Origin of the sequence: Streptomyces sp. CBMA29 (assembly GCF_014596445.1) — a bacterium.
GTDB lineage: Bacteria > Actinomycetota > Actinomycetes > Streptomycetales > Streptomycetaceae > Actinacidiphila.
The window spans coordinates 173,681-194,546 of record NZ_MECL01000220.1 but is presented as its reverse complement, the minus strand read 5'-3'; the positions used below and the strand labels follow the sequence as shown (position 1 = coordinate 194,546).

General features: G+C 65.7%; 13 protein-coding genes and 2 pseudogenes. 8 read left to right on the top strand and 7 right to left on the bottom strand.

The genetic code is table 11. The features are described from left to right. The first annotated feature begins 159 nt into the window (after nt 1-159). The 6 genes from BGM09_RS30110 (at nt 160) to BGM09_RS30085 (ending at nt 5,944) form a co-directional block, all read left to right on the top strand. Nucleotides 160-1,506 carry a UDP-N-acetylglucosamine 1-carboxyvinyltransferase gene (locus BGM09_RS30110; protein ID WP_188284865.1) on the top strand — a complete coding sequence of 449 codons (1,347 nt, stop codon included), beginning with the start codon at nt 160-162 and terminating at the stop codon, nt 1,504-1,506. After that, nucleotides 1,503-2,678: a metallophosphoesterase gene (locus BGM09_RS30105; RefSeq protein ID WP_188284864.1), complete on the top strand. Its 1,176-nt coding sequence runs from the start codon at nt 1,503-1,505 to the stop codon at nt 2,676-2,678. Before BGM09_RS30110 ends, BGM09_RS30105 begins: the two co-directional genes overlap by 4 nt. Further along, nucleotides 2,675-3,217: a dCTP deaminase gene (dcd, locus tag BGM09_RS30100; RefSeq protein ID WP_188284863.1), complete on the top strand. Its 543-nt coding sequence runs from the start codon at nt 2,675-2,677 to the stop codon at nt 3,215-3,217. The genes BGM09_RS30105 and dcd overlap by 4 nt, the downstream gene beginning before the upstream one ends. Continuing rightward, nucleotides 3,214-3,738 carry a dCTP deaminase domain-containing protein gene (locus tag BGM09_RS30095; RefSeq protein ID WP_188284862.1) on the top strand — a complete coding sequence of 175 codons (525 nt, stop codon included), beginning with the start codon at nt 3,214-3,216 and terminating at the stop codon, nt 3,736-3,738. The genes dcd and BGM09_RS30095 overlap by 4 nt, the downstream gene beginning before the upstream one ends. Then, complete coding sequence (locus BGM09_RS30090; RefSeq protein ID WP_188284861.1) at nt 3,735-4,829, top strand: glycosyltransferase family 4 protein; 1,095 nt, start codon at nt 3,735-3,737, stop codon at nt 4,827-4,829. The genes BGM09_RS30095 and BGM09_RS30090 overlap by 4 nt, the downstream gene beginning before the upstream one ends. A gap of 83 nt (nt 4,830-4,912) precedes the next feature. Further along, entirely contained in the window at nt 4,913-5,944 is a 1,032-nt protein-coding gene (locus tag BGM09_RS30085) for a serine hydrolase domain-containing protein (RefSeq protein ID WP_188284860.1), read from the top strand. A gap of 914 nt (nt 5,945-6,858) precedes the next feature. Here BGM09_RS30085 and BGM09_RS30080 read toward each other — a convergent pair. Then, a pseudogene (locus BGM09_RS30080) lies at nt 6,859-7,389 on the bottom strand (transposase); the annotation flags it as partial. A gap of 429 nt (nt 7,390-7,818) precedes the next feature. On the opposite strand from BGM09_RS30080, the gene BGM09_RS30075 reads away from it, so the two are divergent. Both BGM09_RS30075 and BGM09_RS38150 read left to right on the top strand, forming a co-directional pair. Further along, the gene (locus BGM09_RS30075) at nt 7,819-8,955 is read left to right on the top strand and encodes a hypothetical protein (protein WP_188284859.1); all 1,137 of its coding nucleotides are present in this window, start codon (nt 7,819-7,821) and stop codon (nt 8,953-8,955) included. 392 nt (nt 8,956-9,347) lie between these two features. After that, nucleotides 9,348-9,496 (top strand): annotated as a pseudogene (locus tag BGM09_RS38150) (VapC toxin family PIN domain ribonuclease); the annotation flags it as partial. 191 nt (nt 9,497-9,687) lie between these two features. On the opposite strand, the gene BGM09_RS30070 reads toward BGM09_RS38150, so the two are convergent. The 6 genes from BGM09_RS30070 to BGM09_RS30045 all read right to left on the bottom strand — a co-directional run bounded on the left by BGM09_RS30070 (nt 9,688) and on the right by BGM09_RS30045 (nt 20,717). After that, nucleotides 9,688-10,511 (bottom strand): IS5 family transposase gene (locus BGM09_RS30070; RefSeq protein WP_223187787.1). Its coding sequence is split into 2 segments (ribosomal slippage): nt 9,688-10,149 and nt 10,152-10,511, totalling 822 coding nucleotides; the frame shifts between segments, so codons are not numbered across the junction. 221 nt (nt 10,512-10,732) lie between these two features. Further along, the gene (locus BGM09_RS30065) at nt 10,733-12,724 is read right to left on the bottom strand and encodes a tetratricopeptide repeat protein (protein ID WP_188284857.1); all 1,992 of its coding nucleotides are present in this window, start codon (nt 12,722-12,724) and stop codon (nt 10,733-10,735) included. Continuing rightward, complete coding sequence (locus BGM09_RS30060; RefSeq protein ID WP_223187786.1) at nt 12,721-13,896, bottom strand: Wadjet anti-phage system protein JetD domain-containing protein; 1,176 nt, start codon at nt 13,894-13,896, stop codon at nt 12,721-12,723. Before BGM09_RS30060 ends, BGM09_RS30065 begins: the two co-directional genes overlap by 4 nt. Further along, nucleotides 13,893-18,356 (bottom strand): hypothetical protein, encoded by a 4,464-nt coding sequence (locus tag BGM09_RS30055; RefSeq protein ID WP_188284855.1) that lies wholly within the window; start codon nt 18,354-18,356, stop codon nt 13,893-13,895. Before BGM09_RS30055 ends, BGM09_RS30060 begins: the two co-directional genes overlap by 4 nt. Continuing rightward, on the bottom strand, nt 18,349-19,227 hold the full coding sequence (locus BGM09_RS30050; RefSeq protein WP_317452953.1) for a hypothetical protein: 879 nt from the start codon (nt 19,225-19,227) through the stop codon (nt 18,349-18,351). The genes BGM09_RS30055 and BGM09_RS30050 overlap by 8 nt, the downstream gene beginning before the upstream one ends. Continuing rightward, complete coding sequence (locus tag BGM09_RS30045; protein WP_317452952.1) at nt 19,224-20,717, bottom strand: hypothetical protein; 1,494 nt, start codon at nt 20,715-20,717, stop codon at nt 19,224-19,226. The genes BGM09_RS30050 and BGM09_RS30045 overlap by 4 nt, the downstream gene beginning before the upstream one ends. Nucleotides 20,718-20,866 lie beyond the last annotated feature (149 nt).

Here is a 20,866-nt window from a genome sequence, read left to right as displayed (position 1 = left end):
CTTCCGCCGTCGCCGATCCTGCCCCGGCCTTCCAGGCTAGAAGCCCTTCCGCCGTACGTCATGCGGAGTCTGCATAACCCATGCGGCACCCGCAGACGGAGCGGGGCAGCCATGATTCCGGCGCTTTCGTGGTGAAGAGCAGCCGCGAGGAGGCCCAGCATGAAACACCCCAGCCCCAGGGACATCGTCCCGGACGCCACCGCACCACCGGCCGAGGTGATCGCCATCCGGCCCGGACGCCCGCTCGAAGGAACCGTGATCGTCGACGGCTCGAAGAACGCGGCTCTTCCGCTTCTCTCCGCCGCAGCGGTCGTCGGCGCGCCCGTACGCGTGACCAACATCCCGGACAGCACGGATGTCCACACCCTGCTCGGACTGCTGCTCGGAGCCGGTTTCGACGCCGTGCACGTCCCGGGTGAGGCAGGGTCCATGGTGATCACGCCCAGTCGTAGGCATCGCGTTGAAGCCGAACTCCTCACCGCCGCGAGCACGATCCGCGCCTCGTACTACCTGGCGCCCGCGCTTCTCGGACGGTTCGGAAGGGCACTTCTGCCGTGGCCGGGCGGCTGCCGGATCGGCGACCGCGGCATGGAGCAGCACTTCCGCGTGTACGAGGCATTCGGTGACCGCTGCTCGACGCACCGGTACGGCTACGAGATCCAGAGGTCGCGGGCGGAACAAGGAACGGTGAGCGTCGCCCTGCCGTTCCGGTCCCGAGGAGCCACGATCGTGGCGATCCTCCGCGCTGTCGTCTCCCGACAGGAGTTACGGCTGAGTACGCCGAACCTGTCGCCGGAGACCCTCGGCGTGGTCGGAGCTCTCGAATCGACCGGCTGGGTGAAAGCCGTTGAGCGTGAGCTCCTGGTGCTCACACCGCCAACCGAGACTGCGTCCGTCCACGACCTGACCTGGACCGTGCCAGGCGACAAGATCGAGGCCGGCACACTCGCTTGCGCGATCGCGGCCACGCGGGGAACAGCGCGCATCGAGGGCGTACGCGCCGGTGACTTCACCCCGGCCCTGGAACATCTGCGCCGGACGGGCGTCGTCGTCACGGAGCACATGAACGGCATCGAAATCGATGCGCGACACATCGAGGGTGGTGAACTCCCGATCCACGCTTCGGCTTCGCTCTCCCCGAGCGGACTCGACGCCGACTTCGAGCCTTCGCTCCTGGCATTCGCTCTCGGGATCCAGGGCCACCACGCGTTCGCGGACACGATCAACCCCGGCCGCCACGCGAATCTCATCCCTCAACTGCGCTGTATGGGAGCGGAGATCGAGGAGGTGTCACCCACGCAGTGCCGGTTCGCCGGGCCGCAGCGGCTGACCGGTGCCGGAGTGGAGACCACCGACATCCGTACGGGCGCCGCCCTCCTCATCGCAGGGCTGACCGCCCGGGGCATCACGACGCTGGGCGGTCTGGAACAACTCCGCCGGGGCCACGCCGATCTGCCGGGCAAACTCCGAGCCCTCGGGGCGGACATCTGCGAGGTCACACCGTGAGGTCGGGCCTCCAACAGATCCTCGCCACAACCGACTTCCACTCCTCCTTCGACAACGCCGTCCCGTTGATGTCCCACTTATCGGCTGTCCGACCCAACGCCCTCATCGCGGACTGCGGCGACTTCTTCGAGGGCACGGGCTATTACCGTCTTGGCCGCGGCGCCCTCGAACGAGACACGCTGCTCGCCCTGTACGACGTCGTCGCTCCTGGCAACCACGGATGGCCGCACTACCTCGAATCCGAGCTGCACCGCATCACCGTCTGCGCCAACGCGTACGACCGCGACGGTCGTCGGCTCTTCCGGCCGGTCGACGTACGGAGCATCGCCGGGCGGACGGTCGCGGTCACGGCCGTCATCGGCGTCCAGGCGTTCAACGCCGTCCCGTACGGGCAGCGCGTCGGGCAGCAGGTGACCAACCCGGCTCTGGCGCTGCGTGAATTGAAGCGTGCCTATGGCCAGGTGGACGCATGGGTGGTCCTCAGCCACTCCGGTTTCGAGGAGGATCTGCGGCTCGCCGAAGCCTGCCCTTTCCTCGACATCGTCTTCGCCGGCCACTGCCACAGTGACGCGTACGGACCCGTTCGGATCGGCGGCATGCAGGTACTCAAGGGCTACGAGCAAGGTGCCGGGTTCGCTCGTGCGCGTCCGTCCGAGAGCGGCTGGGAAGCCGGAGCAGCCCGCTTCGCCGATGCTTCATCGCTGTCCCTCCCAAGCACCTTGGAATCGGTGCGCGCACGGATCACCGCGATCGCCCGCGATCTTCGGGAGCCGATCGACAAGCTGAGGGCGCCGTACCACCACACCGTCCTGGACAGACGGCTGCTGCTTGAGGACATCGCCACGACCGTGTACTCGGAGACCTCCAGCGCCGTCCTTCTCAATGAGACCGCACTGCGCGCGGTGCGACTTCACGGGACGCTGACGCGTGGCGATGTCCTCGCCGTCGAGCCCTTCGACAACCAGCTCGTACGCGTCAATTGCCCTGAAAAGACAGCGCCATCTCTGCTACTCGCGGGTCCGATGGTGGCGGTGCCGTCCTCGCTGCCGTCGCCACCCGAAGCGTTCATCACCACCGACTACCTCGCCGGGGCTCTACGCCTTCCGGCCGTACCCACCGGCCAATCCCTCGCGCAGTCCGTCCAGCACGCCCTCACCGGAGGTATCCGTTGATCCTCACCGGCCCCGAAATCACGGCGGCGACCGACGACGGCCGCTTACGCATCACCCCCTTCGACCAATCCCAGGTCAATCCGAACAGCTACAACGTCCGCCTCGGCCCCAAGCTTCTCGTCTACACCGACGGCCTTCTGGACGCGCGCTTCCGCAATCCCACCGAGCAGATCGACATCGGTCCGGAGGGATACGTGCTGCAACCCGGCCAGCTCTACCTCGGCCACACCGTCGAGCGCGTCGGGTCGGACACCTTCGTTCCGCTGCTCTTCGGACGGTCGTCCGTCGGCCGCCTCGGCCTCTTCGTCGAGATCACCGCTCCCATCGGAGACATCGGTTTCCACGGGCAGTGGACGCTGATGCTGTCCCCGATCCGCCCGCTACGAGTCTACGCCGAGATGAAGATCGGGCAGATCATGTTCTTCGTCTCGGTCGGCCCGATCGCGCACTACGCCGGCAAGTACCAAGCAGCCAACGGTCCGAGAGCTTCCGCCTCCTGGCGCGACGACCACCGTCCCGTACAGGTGGTGGCGTCGTGATCCTCACCGGCCCCGCCATCGCAGCCGCCCGTGCCGCTGGGGAGATCAGCATCGAGCCGTACGACCCCGGCCGCGTCTCCCCGAACGCCTACGACTGGCGTCTCGGCGAGACGCTGTACATCTGCGACGGCCAGCTCGACGCCGCACGACCCACGACGGCCGCCGAACTCGCCATTCCGTCCGACGGATTCGTACTGCGGCCCGGCGTGCTCTACCTCGGCAGCACCTACGAGAAGACCAGCTCCGAGCGGTACGTCCAACTCCTCAACGGCTCACGCACCATCGGAGCACTCGGGATCTGGGTCCATGTCTCCGCGCCCCTCGGGCACCAAGGCCACGCGATTCACTGGACGCTGGAGATCCGAGCCGCCGTCAAGGTGCGGATCTATCCGCGGATGACCTTCGGCAAGCTGACCTTCCTCCACCCCTTCGGGGCTGCCGCGAGCTACCAGAGCCACGGCCTGAAGTACGCCACCAGCAACGGCGTTGAAGCCTCCCGGTTGTACGAGGAGCTGTCGTGAACGCCTCCGTCGCCACCGCACTTGACCTGCCGTATCCCAGCCCTGGCGGCAGCGTCGAGCTCTTCCTCGACCTCTACACCGGGCACCGTCCTCTGATCTCGGCACGGGCATTCATGCTGGCGGCCGGGACCAGGGAGACATCGCTCCCGCAAGGACTGCGAAGCCTGAACGTATCCGGCAAGTGCGTCGAAGGACCTGGCTTTCCCCCGTACGTCCGGGCTCTGAGTTGCGCGCTCGAAGACGCGGTCGACCCGGCGGACATCAGCACACTCCACCTGCACCACCTCGCCTTCGGCGCCTCGCCGGCCCTGCTTGCCGCGCTGCCGAAGGCCCGGCGCATAGCCCTGGTCCACGGCACGGACCTCCTGTACGCGGAGATGTACGCCGACCAACGCGCGGTTCTCCGGCACTGTGCCGATGCGGCGGACGTGATCGTGGTCCCGACGATGGCGATGGCCGACCGGCTGCTCGCTCTCGCCCCGCCCGCCCGGCCGAAGATCGAACACATCCCGTGGGGTGTCCCGGACGATCTCCTCGCCACGCCGCCGGAGCCATCGCGAACGCCTCGTGCGAGCCATTTACGCCTGCTCTACGCGGGGCGCCTCACGCCGGAGAAGGGTGTGGAGAACCTGCTCCATGCTCTCGCCGTGATCCCCGAGGTCGAACTGAGCGTCGCGGCACCACCCTCGCAGTTCAGCGCCTTGGCGCCGCTCCTCCACGAACTCGGCGTACACGTCACCTACCTCGGCTGGCTCCGCCGTCCCCAACTGTGGACAACCTTCCGCGACTACGACGCTCTGGTCATGCCTTCCTGCACGCTCGAAGCCATGGGCCTCGTCGCGCTGGAGGCCCAAGCCTGTGGCCTTCCCGTCGTCTACCAGCCTGTGCCCGGCCTCAACGAGTCGCTGGCGGCATCGGGCCTGGCCACCGATTTCACGCATCCGACCGCGCTCACCCGCGACATCGACCGGCTCCGTACGACCCCGGGCATGCTCGACGCCTTGCGCGAGGCCGGCTACGCGAACGCCGCCCGCTACCCCCTGAGCACGACCGCCGCTGCCCTGACCGCACTCGGCGACCAACTCGGCTGACCCCCCGCCGTGGCACACCGCTCCCCCAGGACCGCCTCACTACGCTGGCCGGAGGGCAACCACCGGCACTCGACGGGGAGACCATGACGCTGGACACCGACCGTATCCACCAACTCCTGGACGACGGCGTACGCGACAAGGTCTACCCGGGAGCCGTCTGGGCCGTCGGCGACGCGCACGGCACCACGGCCAGCGGAGCGGTCGGCCTTCTCGACCCCGGCGAGCCGGACCAGCCGATGCGGCTCGACACGGTCTTCGACATCGCCAGCCTCACCAAGATCCTCGCCGTCTGGTCCACCATCGGCATCCTCGTCGAGAGCGGCAAACTCCAACTCGACGCCCCGCTCGGCACCTTCTGGCCCGAGGTCACCGGCCAACCGCTCGGCGACGCCACCGCCCACCACCTGCTCACCCACACCGCGGGGCTCCCCCTACGCGCCAACCTCCGCAACCTCTACGGCACCGACCCGCAGGACATCCGCGACGGCGTCCTCCACGCAGCCCTCCACCGCCCACCCGGCGAAGCCGTGGAATACACCGACCGCGCCGCCCTCGTCCTCGGCTACCTCGCCGAATACCTCAGCGGCCAGCCCCTGGAGCAGCTCGCAGCCGCTCGCGTCTGGCAACCGCTGGGCATGACCGAGACCACCTTCGGACCGCTCACCCCGGAAAACTTCGCCCGCAGCGCCCCCACCGAACTGGACGACGAAACCGGCCGCCACCTCAAGGGCACCGCCCACGACTTCTCCGCCCGCCTCCTCGGCGGCACCTGCGGCATCGCCGGCGTCTTCTCCACGGCCGCCGACCTCTCCGCCTTCGCCCGCCACATGCTCAACCCCACCCAAGCCGCCTTCGGCCCCACCTGGACCGCCGACTCCCTCCGCCTCCACACCGGCGCCCTCACCCCACCCCGCGGCCTCTTCTGGCACCCCGCCCCCAACACCACCCCCACCGACGACATCTGGGTCCACTACGGCTTCACGGGCACCGCCCTATGGATCTCCCCCACTCACCACCGCTGGGCCACCCTCCTCACCAACAAGCTCTACTACACCCGCGACCGGGGCCCGCTAACAGAGATCCGCGACACCTTCCGGTCGATGGCCTTCGAGTAGATACAGAATGAGTGGCACAGTCCCAGCGATATCCTTCCCGCCCGCCTCACAGGGCAAGCCACTTCAGATGTCGCCCGATCGTGCACCAGACCCGACCGTCCTGGCAGGAGTTCAGGTGGCGTCCTCGACGCCGATCTCCGCGGTCGTTCCTGGAGGATGACTTCGGCGGCCTGGGTGACGGTGCGGGCCTGGAACTCGGCGGACTGCACCACCCAGACAAGCACCTCGCGCCCAGTGCCGAACGACTCCCGCAGCTCCGGAGGCAGCTTGAGATACAGGGCCCACCGCGAGCCGTTCGCCTCCTCCCTCACCCAGACGATGAGGAACCCGCAGCGCGGAGCACCGCTGCGACACGTGACCGCAGTTCGCTCCGCTTGACGAAGTCGGTGATGCGCTTATCATCAACCGCCATGGCAACACCCTTCGCGTCGTCGCCGCCCGCCTGATGGCCGGTCAGTCCCCACCCACGCTGTATACACCTCCTACTGGATCCGGTGGTGACTTATTAGGGAAACGCCCTTTTATCCTTATACACCCACACCCACCAGCCCGACGACTACAACGGACTCGACAACCAACTCATCGTCGTCTCCCCTGACGCGCCCCCCCCTGCTGCACGACCGATAGGGCCACAGGAGGCGCAATCAGCCTGCGCACCACTTCCGCACCAGCTCACGCGGTACGACACGGTAAGCCGAGGTCAAAGGCGGAACCCACCGCATTGAGCGCAAGAGCGCGTGAAATCTGCCCGGCAAAGATTTTCGTCAACAGAGCCCCTGTGATTCCCAAACTCAGAGCCGGGTTCGATTCCCGTCATCCTCTTGGAAGGAAAGGCAGGTCGAAGACCTAAGGGCTGTCCCGTAAAAGATCTCTGAGGGGATCGGGGATAGTGGGTTGCTGTACGAGGCCGTGGTCTATCCGACGATGGTGAGGTTGTGCATCCGGGCGATGCCGAGCATGGCGTGGTGGACACCGTCGCCTTTGAGACGGCAATCGCGGAGGATCTTCCAGGTCTTCATCCGGGCTAAGGTGTGTTCGATGCGGGCGCGGACCTGCTTGTGGGACTTATTGTGGGCCTGTCTCCAGCCGGGCAACTCCTCGCCCCTGCGGCGCCGGTGGGGCATCACGAGTGCGGTGCCCGGATAGCCGCAGTCGGCGATGGTCGTGCCGATGCCGGCCTTTGCCCCGGACTCCTTCCATGCCTTGCAATCGTTGCGGTTGCCGGGAAGGGGTCGGCCGACCAGCGCGACGAGGCGCGTTTCGGCGTCGACGACGACCTGGTGGTTGGTGGAGTACCCGTAGTTCTTCGACTGCTCGGCGACAGCGTGATCGCGGGTGGGCACCAAAGTGCCATCCCCGATCAGCCGGGCGTCCCTCGCGAACCGCTTGCGGGGCTGGAGGGCAAGCATCGGCCCGAGGTGATCAATGATCCGGTCTGCTGCCGACGGCATGTCCGCAAGCTGTCACACCTGCCACGGCGGAGTCTCGCGAGTATCGCTCAGCGCCTGGCCGCCGCCCTGCCGACCGTTTACGGGGCAGCCCATAGGCCTCATTAGTTGTCTGGACCAATTCAGAGACCGCGTACCAGATACGAGCGAGCGATCCACACCATCACTGACTGAGCTGCTAAGTGCGGTACACCCCATTGGACCCATGCCTCCCGGAGCACGACGCTAGCCACCTCCGCCGTGGACTCGTCGGCCCCGTCGCCCGCTCCACGGCCGCCATTTTGCCCATGCTCGACCTCAGCCCAGGTAGGCGACCGGCCAGGGCCGGCCCGCCACTTTCAATCCCCGCGGGAAGGGGTCATGAAGTGGGTTGCCGAGAGGGTAAGTTAGTGGGCACTGGCATCTTAAGCGAAGGAGTTGCAATTCATGGCTTGGAATGAGATTCCTGCCAAAGACGACGTGAACCTGATGTTCCAGCCATACTATGCTCGCGCGAACATCCTCTACTCCCTCCTAGGGCCAATGGAGAAGATAATCTTCGATGCGATAGCTAGCAATCCCGACACCGGAGCGGAATTCTCTGATTTCAGAAAAAGTGCACTGGTCAGCGTGACCATATCCCAGATAATTCACTCGATGGCGCTTCGCGAGGCAACGGAAATTGAGCCCGAAATTGGAGAGTGGTTCGTTCATTCGGGAATCACAACTTATCGCCCCCTAGGGGGCGGGCACAAGGAAGCTTCGATATCTCTCCCTAGTCGCACGATCACGGGCATGGTTCGAGACGATTGCAACATTACAGCCAGCGCGTCTGTCAACATGGACGGCCATGACGAGATCTCCCTCGTGGTCGGGCGATTGATCTCATATTCAAAATTCGACCTCGTCGTGGCCGGCTATCGCGAACCATCGCCTAACGTAGCTAAGATCCGACAGGCAAAGATCCTCGAAAGCGGACCTGGCGTGGCCGACCTAGCGGCGCTTGCATCGGGAAGGCACTGGGCCAACATGCTACCGACGGTCTCCCTGGCCGATGCCGCAGATGATGACCTACTCGCCGTGGCCATGCTGGACACTATCTTCAGATTTCGAGGAGCAATTGAGGAACAGGGGGGCTGGAAACTCCTTTACGACGACACTGGAAGGGTGCTACACGAACGCCAGCATCAAGGCATGTTCCAAATCTTCTCCCGTCTGACCTTCGGCTCCTTGAAGATTCATCTAGAATCAAATTCTGACCACGGAAGCGGCCCTACGGATTTCACAGCAAGATTGAATAACGCAACTGCGGTTATCGAATTCAAGAAAGATGACAAACTTCAGGAAGTGCGCCACGGCATACTGACACAACTCCCCATGTACATGAAGTCGGCGCAAGCCAGTCAAGGGTACTACGTTGTAATGTGCCACCGAAGAGATCCGGACGAAGTGACTGCCATCCTAAAAAGAGAATCTGAGGAAAATTTTGATCCGAATTGCCCAGAAATAAAGGCGGTCATTGTGGACTGTCGACGCCGAATCTCCGCCTCCAAGGCACCAACACGGTCCGGCATTGCCGACTGAGGATAGGTGATGTGCAGGGCCAACGGAGCCCGCGGCAGCCATCATGAAACGATGAGGGTTTTGAGCGAACCCGCGATAGCGCCCCGAATGCTGGCTCAACGAGGTGCGGTTCGATCCCAACTCGAGCTTCCGGCTCGACCGGCCCCTACTCCTCCTGTCAGGCCCTCAGGTAGCGATGGACGAAGGCCGTCTTGTCGCACGACGGTTTCGTTCCCTACATCGCGCTTCTCGTCAGGGCTCCCAGCGCAACGGCGAGAAGCGTAGGACCCGCCACCGGCAGCGCCGCAAGTACGAAGGCCGAGAAGTGGTTTGGACCAGCATTCAGACTCCCGCCACAGTCGCCGTCAGAAACCACCCACGTCCTGCTATACGGCGCCCTGCGGCCGTGATTCACCGCTGGCCACAAACCCCGCCGCCGGGCCGCCGATCTCATGATCGCCGCCATTGCCGAAGAGCTGCCGCTCTTCACCACCTACCCGACGACTACAAGGGCCTCGACGACCTCCTCACCGTCGTAGCCGTCACCCGGCACGACCGATAGGCCCCCGCCATCGCACCGCCTCCGCACCACGCGCAGCGGTACGGTGCGGTCAGGCGCGGTCACCAAGAGCACTGATCACGTGTGCCCTTCGGAGCGGGCCGTGCCGCTGACCAGCACGGATGCCGGCAAGGACCCTGTCCCAAGCTCAGAGCGCGGGTTCGATTCCCGTCATCCGCTCTTTAGCGATCGTCTCATTTGGTGAGTCTGGGGTAGCAGATGAGGGTGCAGGCGATGCTGGCGAAGGCGAGGAAGTGGTCGGCCTTGCGTTCGTAGCGGCGGTGCAGTCGTCGGCAGCCGGTGAGCCAGGCCATGGTGCGCTCGACGGTCCAGCGGTGGCGGCCAAGGCGTTCAGATGACTCGATGCCTTTGCGGGCGATCCGGTGGGTGATCCCGCGTAAGCGGAGCCATCGCCGCAGGTGGTTGTGGTCGTAGCCCTTGTCGGCATGCAGCTTGTCGGGACGTCGTCGGCGCGGACCGTGCCGGGAGCGGATCGGCGGGATGCCGCGGACCAGGGGGATGAGGGCCTGGCTGTCGTGCAGGTTCGCGCCCGAGATACCGACGGATATGGGCAGACCGGTTCGCTCGGTGACCAAGTGGATCTTCGAGCCGTATTTGCCCCGGTCGACAGGATTCGGACCTGTCAAATCCCCTTTTTCAGAGCCCGCATGTTCACCGAGTCAATCGCGCACCTCGACCAGTCCAGCTCACCGCGTGAGCCAAGTTCGTCCAGGACCAGGCGATGGAGTCTGGCCCATACGCGGGCCTTGCTCCACTCGGTGAACCGCCGGTGGGCAGTAGCCCCGGACGGGCCGAACGAGGCAGCGGGCACCTGCTGCCACGTGCATCCCGAGGTGGCCACGAACACGATCGCCGCCAGTACTTCCCGGTCACCGTGTCGGCGCCGGCCACCGCCCTGCGGCCGCGAGGGCGCCTCCGGCACCACCCGCTGGAACAACTCCCACAACTCGTCCGGCACCAGTCGCTCAACGATCCCCACCGTGACCCGAAAGCCCATCGAACCAAATGAGATGACCTGTTAGTAAAATCCCCAGGTCACGGACTTGGGGATTTTACTTTTCCGGACCAGCTAGCAGGCGAGGACACAACGGTCCGCTGGCGGCGGGCACCACGGGCTGACTGGACACGGAAGGTCGTCTCACTCGCCCCCGCTGAGAGGGAACTTCCATACCGGGTTTTTAGCGTCTGCGGCCGGATCGCCCGGCCCGCGGAAATGTGTCACGGCACGATCTTCACCCCGGCCCTCCGGCAGGCGCGGTCGATACGGTAGACATATTTATCTTCCGCTCCGAACTCCCTCCTCAATAAATCCAGCGTCCGACGGCAAAATTCAATATCGTGACATGCGTTGTACACATCGAGGTCCTGGAGGACGAACCCTGCTGCCGTGCGGATCGTCGCGGGATGGCTGTCGCCGAGGGCCTTGCGTTGTGCTTGATGGGTGGCGAAGAAAAGATCCAGTGCCTTCCTTGCGTAAACCCCCGACTCGGCGTAAGCGCAGGCAAGCCAGTAGGCGGTCGCCAGGACATCCGGGTGGGTATCGCCGAGCACGCGTTGCTGTTCCGATAGGGCAGTCTCCCCGACGGTCGCTGAGTTCTGCCAGTTTCCTGCCATGAGCTCCACAACAGCCAACCGGCTGAGGGTGAGCAGCGTCTCCGGGTGGCTGGAGCCAAGCAGATCTCGTTGCGCCGCCATGGTTACCGTGGCTCGTTCCACCGCCCGCAGTGGATTTCCGGACGCGCCCAAAGGGACGATGAGGGCAGACGCGCACTTCAGAGTGTCGAGGTCCCGCGTCCCCCATGCAGAGGTCGCGTCGGCCAGCATCTCGGCACCCAATGCACTCGCGTCCGAGTAACGCTGTGCACAGTCGTACGCGCGCACCAGCACACTGCCGACTCGTAGCGTGACCGCGTGATTCTCCGGGAGCAGGTGTCGTCCGCGGAGGCGCAAGGATTCAAGTTTGTGCAGGACATCGCGCCATCGGCCCATATCAAGCATGTGGTCATAGGCCGCGGCCAGCACGACAAGTCCCTCCCGCGTGCCGACATCAAGTGGGTCGTAGGCCATGAACTGGGGAGATACCTGTCTCCACTCGTCCCTGGCATCCCACCCGTCCCGACCTGGAGGACATGGCCTCAGGGCCACCAGCAGTACCTCCGCCCAGCGGGTCGCGTGGGCGGAGGCAGTCGGGTCGGACGTCAGCAGACCACGTACCACGGCGCAGTAGACCGGGGTCACGCTCAACATGCCGCAAGTGAGCGAGGCCAGCCCGCTCTTCCCGACCGAGGGAAAAGCCTTGATCAACTGAGTTCCCCGCAGCAGAAGTTCGGTGCTCAAGGTGTCCTCGGACGGCCCGAAGAGAACGCCCGGGTTCAGGGAGCTGACCGGCATCGGAGAGGGCCCGAGCAAAGCGGAGGCATCCAGCAGCCGGGCCGGCCAGTCGTCGCCTGCAGCGAGCGAATCGCGGGCCTCCGCGATCCTGGAAGCGAGGGAAGAGGAGTAGCCGTCTGGCCCGGCGCTCCCCAGCACTTCGGCGGGACGGCTGCGCAGCATGGCAAGGAAACTGCTTGCCGAGCGGCCACGATTGAGCCAGATCTCAGCATACGCAAGCGCGAGCGGCAGATCGCCCAGGACTGCTGCCAGCTGACCGGCATCGTCGGACGTGAGCGTGGGCACGTTCCTGCTCAGAAAACCGACGGACTCCGACCGCTCCCACGGGCCGACCGGCAGCACCGCCGCCCACGGAGTCCACTCCGCCGCCGGAGCGGTTGAGGTGATGAGTACATGAGCGGGGCCGAGGGGCAGGTGCGGTTCCACGTCGGCCCACCCGTGTGCTCCGGCGATCACGACGAGCGGCGGAAGGTCGGCGGCGGGACCGGTCCGTGGACTCAGCGCTTCGGCAGACTCGGCCTCTTCACCCATTGTCTCCTGGGGACGAACCCATTTCACACGACCGAACCGCCCGGTCGTCCGGTGTATGTACTCCGCGACGACCTGTCTCTTGCCTGTACCTATCGGTCCGATCAGAGCCGTCACCGTCCGGCTCTCGCTGCGCCGGATGCAGTCGTCGAGTGTGCCAAGAAGAAAATCCCTTCCCCAGAAGCGCGGATTGCGGCTCGGCAGGCCACCGGGCTCCCGCCGGAGGCTCACCGGCGTCGGCGGCAAATCCGATAAGGGTGAATGCGCGCGCCCTGCGCTCCCGGTCTTCACTGCATGTCCGCCAGCCACTCGTCGTTGGTGGTCAGATGACTCAGACCGATGGCCTCCTGCGCCCACCTCTCGCCTTTCACGAGTGTGTCGACGACATGACTGAAGGAGCGGCTGTCGTTCAGCCAACTCGCCATGATTTCCGCGTCATCTTGCTCGGTGCTCTCCCTGCCGGGCAACGGCGTCCCCAGCCTGATCAGCTCGCGGTAGAGGACGGGCGTCGGCAGTACGGGAGGGAGTTGCACCTCCACGGCCGCGGCCGACGCCTTGGCCGGGATGGTCAGCCCACTGGCGTCGAGGTCTCCGAAGTACCGGATCTCTCGGAGTTCTCGGCGTCTCTCATGACCGTTTGCGTTGTGATGGGTCCTGATGCTCAGCACGGAAGATCTGAATGACCAGCCAACGCCCCAGGCCACGCATCCGATGCGGTGTTCAACCTCCTGCAACCGCATCACCAGGGACGTGTAGGTGGCGGAGTTCTCGACCACGAGAAGAACGTCGCCCCCGCTGAACGACGTGCACCGGTCACGAATACGGCCTTGGGTGAAGAGCGCGTTGAGAAGTGGCGGGTTCGTCGGGAAAGCCCGGATGAGGCGGTAGAGCTTCGCGGGGTCACTGAAGAGCGGCCCCCCGAAACCGCCGTAGTCCAGGCATTTCTCCGGCTCCGGAAAGAATGAGACATACTCTCTTTTACCGAAGATCTCAAAGGCCCGTTCGCGCAACGGAACGTTGAGCACTGAATCCGCGGGGCCGGGCAACGAGTGCAGCCAGTTGCTGATCGCCCGGTAGGCGACCCGCTGGGTCTCCGTGACACGGGGCCGGTCCCTCACGAGCGGGTACAGGTCAGGGTGCAGAAGCTCGCCCCGCCGAACGTCCTTCGCGGGCGCGGGGCCGATCGGAAGAAGGTGAATCCCCGGTGGCAGAAGTTCGCCGTCGGCGCGCTTGCCTCTCATCAGCCTGATGTGGCCGGCTGACACGAGAGTGGCCAGACACCGGCCGAGGATGACGTCCTCGGGGTCGCTGTCCGGACCAGCCGTATAGACAGTACGGAAGTCCGCGAGCACGTCGGTCCGGCCGATCCGCTTCTCCGTATGACCGTTCCAGTGTTTGGCTTCGGCCCGTTGACGCAGGCGCGCCAGGAGCGCGTCGGGAATCCGGTGCACGGTCGGCCTCATCCGGCGGCGGCTTCGTCCGACGAAAGGGAGAAGTACCTGGCCGCAGTGACGGCGCCTCCCGGCCCCTCAGCGAGGGATTCAAGATGGCTCGCGAGGCGGCGGTCGACGACGGAGAGATAGCGCCGCCGGGCCCTGAGATCGGCATCGTTGCGCATCCTGATGACGAGGGGAAAGACATCCAGCGCCGGCTTGTCGTACAGGCCTGTCGTATAGATCAGCTGGACACCGAGCGCCTTGGCGACGGATTGCTGAAGGCGCAACAAGTATAGGGCCGAGGCGCGGCCGATCGGGTTGTCGAGGAAGAGTACTCCGGAGTGCTGGTGTCCGACTCGGCCGCGGTCGTTGGCACGGAGCGCGGCCATCGTGCAGTACAGGACGATGGCCGCGGTGAGGATCTGGCCTCCCGAGAAGATGTCCTTGGTCTGCGCCACTCTCACCCGCTGCACCGCAAGGACCGCGTCGGGCTTGAGGACGGTGACCTGGAAACCCTTGGGCGCCGCCGCCGCTTCGACGCCTCTCAGTACGAGTTGGCGGGCATCGCGCCTGCTCTGCTTGTCCTGTGCCTCCGAGGCCGCGTCGTCGATGACCTGGCCCAGCCGGTCGTGCATCACTTCATCAGTGATATCGGCGAAGCCGATCTGCAGGAACTGCTGACCCGACCAGTTCCCTAGACCCTCGGGCAGCCGGGACAGGCGCTGGGCCCGTTTGAGCGTGCGCAGCGCCTCGCGCACCTGCTGTGCCAACTGTCGGACGATCTGCTCGCGGTGCCGGCCGATGGACTCCAGGTCGATCTCAAGGGTCCGAAGCCTGGGCCGGAGGTCGTCCGCCCATGCTGCAGCACGAGCGGGCAGCAGCGCACGCTCAGTCATGATCATGATCCGGCGGCCGGGTGACTGGAGTTCCTCGAATCGGATATCTCCCGCATGGGCGGCGAGCCGGTCGGCACAGGCTCGCTCGTCCGCCTCGGCCGCCGTCACGGCCTGCTGAGCCACGAGGTACACGCCACGGAACAGATCGTGCCGCTCTCGGGCTCCCGCAGCGTCGCCCATGTACGGCTGCGTCGTCCCGGACTCGTCGGCGAGCTCCGCGGCGGGCTCACCGAACACATCGACCAGCAGCTTGAAGGCGCGTGTCGACTGCCGGGCATCCGTCTGGGCCTGCACGGCCTCGTCCAAATGCCGGCTCAGTTCGGCGGTGATGGACACGGCTTCGTCGCGGGACTGCTCCGCGGCCACGATGAGCCTTTCTCCGTGTGGCACGTCCCGAGGACGCCCGAATGGCTTCAGCTCGACAGGTGCCTCGGACGACGGCACGGCGTAGCCATCCAACGCGGTCCGATGACGGTGTACTTCCGCACGGAGATCGTCGAGCCGTTCACGCAGGACAGCGGTCTCCCGCTCGGCACGGAGTCGGCCGGCGTTCCGTGAGGCCGCGTCGGCACCGCTCGGGCCGTCCAACAGCATGCGAGCCGTGACGAGTTCTGTCTCGGTGAACGAGGTGAGTCCCGTCGCCGCCGCCGCCGCCTCCCGCTCAGCCTGCCGGAGGTCGGCGAGCAGGTCCGCGCCGACCGCGACCAGGGTGTATTCGTCGACGGCTGTGCGGTAGGCATGACGCAGCACTTCCAGCGGTTGCTCGGGTGTCCGGCCGACAGTCGTGTCGGCGTCGGACGTGTCCTGTCCCGGAAGCTCCGCCAGTTCTACGGATGCCCGGTCCGCCGTAGCCCGGAGGGCGTCGGCACGGCGACGGGCATCGGCCGCCACCAGCCGATTGTTCTCGGCTGCCGTGCGGGCCGCCGCGGCGGCTTCCCGATACTCGTGTGCGGTAGCGCGGGCCCGCAGCGCCTCCGTCCGCCAGTCGAAGGTTCGCTGCTCACGGAGGAGAAGTGTTCTGAGTGCTCCGGCGCGACTGTCCAGTTCGATCTGGGCGTCGCGCAGCGGAGGAATCTCCTCGCGCGCCGCCCTCAGCCGGGCGGACAGCCCATCCCGTGTCCGCGCCACGGCGCCTGCCGTCTCCCGGACCGTCCGCGCCGACTCCTCCTTGGTGTCCATCGCGTCCTTCAGTTCCACCAGCCGGCCGGGAGGGCACTCCTTTCGCCATTGGGTGAGCCGAGCGATGAACCCCGCATACGTGCGCAACGTCTCGTCCAGTTCGGCCAGGCGCCGCTGGTGCTCGTGACGGCGGCGGTCCAGCTCGAACCGCTCGCGTTGTCCCGCTCTCTCGTCATACAGCGCGAGATGGGGCGGAACGACGAAGGCGGCGCCGGGCGGAAGACCGCCTCCGCCCATCAGCGCACTCGTCGTGCCCAGCGCGACGAAGCCTGTCGGCGAGTCGCCCTCCGAAGCCAGGATCTCGACAGCGCGTTCCACGTGGTCCGCCTCGTTCACCAGCACGCCTGTGGCCAACTGAGGAAATCGGCGGACGAGTTCCTCGCGGCGCTCCACACCGGGTATCGAGGCCAGGTACTCCCAGCCGGTGCATGACGGCACCCCGCCGGCGTTCAGCGACTCACAGACCCTGGCTGCCTCGAGCGACGGCGGCAGCAGATCTGTGACCTCCAGCGATGTCAGTGCCCGGTCGTCGCCCGCTGCGGTGATTCGTACGTCGAGCCGGACCGACTCCGCGTCTTCCTGCGCCTGCGCGAGTCGATCGGTCAGTGCCGCTGCTTCGATGTCCAGGTCGGAGAGCTCGCCGCCGTAGACGCCGGCGAACCGCAGATCCGCCGCGAGATCGCGCATACCGGTGTCCATCGCCTTGTGTTCGCGGCAGGCGATGTCATACGCGTGCACGGCCTCGGACAGGTCGCTCTGCGCTGCCTCGTGCTGCCGGCATGCCTGTCGATACTCGCCCTCCAGGCGTTCGACGCCCAGTTCGAGGTCACCCGTGCGTTCCTTGTTCAGCCGGGCCTCGGATTCGGCAAGGGTCCCGGCGTCCGCGACAGCCATGCCGTCAGGGACAAGTCCGTCCCGTACCGCCGCGGCGATCTCGGCCAAGACTTCGGCGATCCGCTCGTCCACGGATCCGGCCTTCGCCTCCTGTTCCGCGGCCACAGCGACCGCTGAGTCGTGCTCATTCTGAGCAGCGTCCGCCTGATCGCTGTACTCGACCGCCCGTGTTTCGGCATCGCTGGCTTCCGCGGCCAGCCTGCACACCATGGCGTTCAACGCCTGCGCGAGGATGTGCGCGGCCTGATCCCTGGCCACGAGGGCCGGTCGAGCGGCTTCTTCGGTCTCGCCTACGCGCCTCCGGAGCCGACTCACTGTACTCGCTGCCTCAAGATCACGAAGTACGGCGGGAACGGCCTGCCAGCCCTTGCTCACCTCGACAGCCGCAGCCCATTCCCGGTCGGCTCGCGCGTGCTGTTCCTGCGCCTCCCCCAAGCACAACTCCGCCACCAATCTGCGCAGTTCGAGTGCAACTGCCGTAGCGCGCCCGTGCGAAACCTCCGCCCTGCGAACCTCGTCCTTGAGACGGACGGCCTCCTCGTCGCGGCGTACCAATCCGTCCTTCTCCTGCGCCGCGCGCGTCTGTACCTGCTGGATGAATCGGCCGAGAACCGTGCGTGCCTCCACCAGCCCTTCATCGGCCGCAGTGCGTGCCTCGCGGGCCTGGACCAGTGGAGCCAGAGCCTCCAATGCCCCTTCGACGAAATTCTTCTCCAACTCCATGCCGCCGCGATCGGCCAGTTTCGTCGCGTACGTGGCAACCACCTCGGCCAGATCATGGGCCGGTCCCAACGGAAGCACCGCGCTGAGAAGAAAACTGACGAAGGCGGCGTCACTGCCCAGCGAGAACGCGTCGGCGGCTTCACCCTCGTCGTTGTTCATCGCCCTTTGGTAGCGGAAGAGTTCGGGGTCGAGGCCGAGTGCGCTGAGCCGGTCGGTCCACTCCCCTTTGAGCTGGAACAGCCGATAGCCCAGGGCTGGTTCCGCTTCCTGAGCAAGTCTCAACTCCTCGCAGTACTGAGCAAGACTGAGATATTTCCCCTCCGCCTCGACGGGCAGGCTCTCCAGATCGAGGGTCCGCCCGGGTCGGAAGTGGTACCACCGCTCGGACAAGGACGATTCGTCCGCGGTCCGCCTGTCCTTCCACTGACTGACTTTCCCCGTCACGAGCCGCTTGCCGCTGCGCGCGTGGGTCCACTCGAGCACTACGTGCGAGACGTCCTCTGGCAGCACGAAACCGTCGAGCGCGTGCGTGTTACGCGTGCCCACCACCTGCCGTCGCCCTGGAAGCACGACCGAGAAGATGAGCTTGATCAGTACAGACTTGCCTCCGCCGTTCTCCAAATAGAGCACACTCGCTGATGCAGGGCGGCGAGGCCGTTCCTCAGTGTCGAAGATGTCGCCCTGATTCCCGGTGACCACCGGAGGACCGACACCGCTGAAGTCGAGCAGTACATTCTCGTACCGCGCGGAGTCAGGGCCGACACTTCGCAACAGCGCCCGGGACAATTCATACATCGGACAGCCTCTCGTCCACCGTCTCCGATTCCGGTGTGTCCGTTCCTGCTCCTTCCGTCCTGCCTTCCACCGCGTCCGCAACGGCTTGGGACCGGGATACGACGTGCAGAACGCCGGACGACGACATGGGGACCACTCCGAGGCTGAGCAACTCCTCGAACGCACTGGTAGCGGCCAGCTCACGGACCTGAAGTCGGTAACGGGGCGTTGTGCGGAACCAACCGTCGTCGCCGACTCCTGCCACCGTCAGGAAGCCTTGTTCCGTAAGGAAGTTCAGCGCCCGCGTGATCATGCCCTTCGTCGAATTCATCGCCAGCCGGCCGTCCTTGGTCAGCGACGCTTCCGGCCGACGGGCATAGGCATTCCAGACCTTCTCCAGTTCCGGCGTACCGGAGGGTGTGTCGCCGCCGGCCTCTGCTTCATCCGCCTTGTCGCGCAACCGGTCGCAGGTGTCGCGCACGGCTCTGTCCACGGCTTCCGCGCTGATCCGACCGATGTAGCTGTCACTCGCCAGGTCATCGGGACGGGGGAAAGCCAGTGCAGCAACAGCGAGATGGATGATGCCGTGAAGCAGCTTCTCGCCCTCACCACGCTGTTTGGCGACCCGGACGTAGTCCTCCATCTTCGTTTCGAAGACCGAGTTCGGCGCTGCGGCAAGCACCATGCCGATGTCCTCCGCCGTACCGAGCACCTTCAGACCGAGTCCTTTGGCTGTGCGCTCCACCAGCACGCGGAACTCGCCTTCCCCTCGGTATCTGCGCACCAGATCCCGGTAGACCCTGTCCTTGGCGGGTCGCTGTCTGGGGCGCATGCCGAAAGCGATGAGCTTCGCAGCGTCCTCGACATCATCCATACTCAAGGCGGACTTCACTCGCCGAACTCCTCATTCCTGAAACCGTCATCACCGGCCACGTCTTCAATGCGCACTCGGGACAACAGGAAGTCGTCGCCGCCGAGCGCAGGACTGTCGATGTGCCCCGGGCTGCGGACGGCGATCAGCAGGCTCGGATCGCCCCGAAGCACCGCCTCACTGAGCGCCGGGCTGAACGCGTGCACCGCGTCATGCAGCACCAACCGCTCCACTGCCGGCCCATATGTACGGGCTTCGGCGAGCACAGCACTGAGCATGTGCGATTCGTCGGCGGGGAAATCGAGCAATTCGCCCGCGCGGCGCTGCTCCTCCTCGCTGAATCGCGGCGGCTCGGCCCCGTCCCGCAAAACAGGCGTCGGGACGTCGCCGGCATACACGCTGCGGTCCGAGCGCGTGATCAGCAACCGCCCCACCAGCGTGTCCAGCGACGTCACCGCTGGTGGAACCGGCGGCAGCCCGCACCGGAAGAAGTCGGTCACCGGGCCCATTGCGGCGCCCACGCCCAGACCCAGGAGAGGAATCAACACCTGGTTGAACACGTCGATCGCCGCCCGCTGAGGCGGCCCGGAGAACTGCTGACGGTCCTGCTCGGCGCGGAACAGCGCGCCCGCTCCCTGGAGTCTGCTCTGCAACTGCATGTGCCTGCGGATGCAGTCCCGCACGATGTCCACCAGTTCGGCAGCCTGCTGCTTGCGGCGCGGATCGCGGGTCTCGTCACGGTGCGCGGTGATGCTCGACAGGATTGCGTTTTCGTGCAGACAGCGCTCTTCAATGTGCTCCAGCGCTTCGTCCAGCAGCTCGGGAACCTCCCGCTCCCAATCAACCGTACGAACATCGCGCCGGGTGGCTTCCAAATACTGCCGCAAATACTCCCCGTACTGGACAGTGCGGTATCGCGCCTGCTCCGCGGCGAGTTTCGCGTCCTCAAGCCGCCTTCGCTTGATGAGGTACTCAAGCTTGTGTTCGGCCGCGACCTGTGCCGATTCCACGTCGGTGTCCAGCGCACCGACCAGGACGTTGATCGCTTCGTCGGTGACACGCAGGAACACCCGCCCGTCGGGCGCCGAGTGTTCGACGAGCAGTTTGAACTCGAAGTCGTAGAGACCGTAGGTGCCTTCGCCGTCTACGCGTCCGTACTGCCAAGTGAATCCACGATCGATCGTGCCAATGTTGATCAGCTTGTGCAGAACCCACTCAGCCACCTCGCGGTGCTGTTCCTCGCTCTGCTTCGGAGCCTGAACCGCGGCGAAGTGGCTGACCTGCTCGGTCACCTTGTCGTGTTCCGCACCAGTATTGAAGTCCATCGCCATGGCGACCTGGTCAATGGTGTGCAGCGCCAGCTCCACCATTTGATAGGGGCGCGCATCGACCCGGCCCAGGCTGCCCTTGACAGCCTCCAGCGCCTGGATCGGTGCGGTACAGGCAAGGGCTTTGACCCTGCGGACGAGTCCGTCGTCCGGCATGTTGACGGACGACTCCGCTGATTCCACACGCACAGCGGACATGCTATTCCCGAAGTGCCGGAGCCAGACAGGAAACGGCAAATCCTGGTCAACGACGCCGATATCGTGTAGTGCACCCCCCGGCATCGAAGAGCGCGCGGGAGCACACATCCACGCTCGTCAGCAGCACCTGCCCA

Bases quoted from the DNA above. Each gene is read 5' to 3' on its own strand.
- BGM09_RS30110 (WP_188284865.1), top strand. From the start codon at position 160: ATGAAACACCCCAGCCCCAGGGACATCGTCCCGGACGCCACCGCACCA.
- BGM09_RS30085 (WP_188284860.1), top strand. From the start codon at position 4,913: ATGACGCTGGACACCGACCGTATCCACCAACTCCTGGACGACGGCGTA.
- BGM09_RS30075 (WP_188284859.1), top strand. From the start codon at position 7,819: ATGGCTTGGAATGAGATTCCTGCCAAAGACGACGTGAACCTGATGTTC.
- BGM09_RS30060 (WP_223187786.1), bottom strand. From the start codon at position 13,896: ATGAGGCCGACCGTGCACCGGATTCCCGACGCGCTCCTGGCGCGCCTG.
- BGM09_RS30055 (WP_188284855.1), bottom strand. From the start codon at position 18,356: ATGTATGAATTGTCCCGGGCGCTGTTGCGAAGTGTCGGCCCTGACTCC.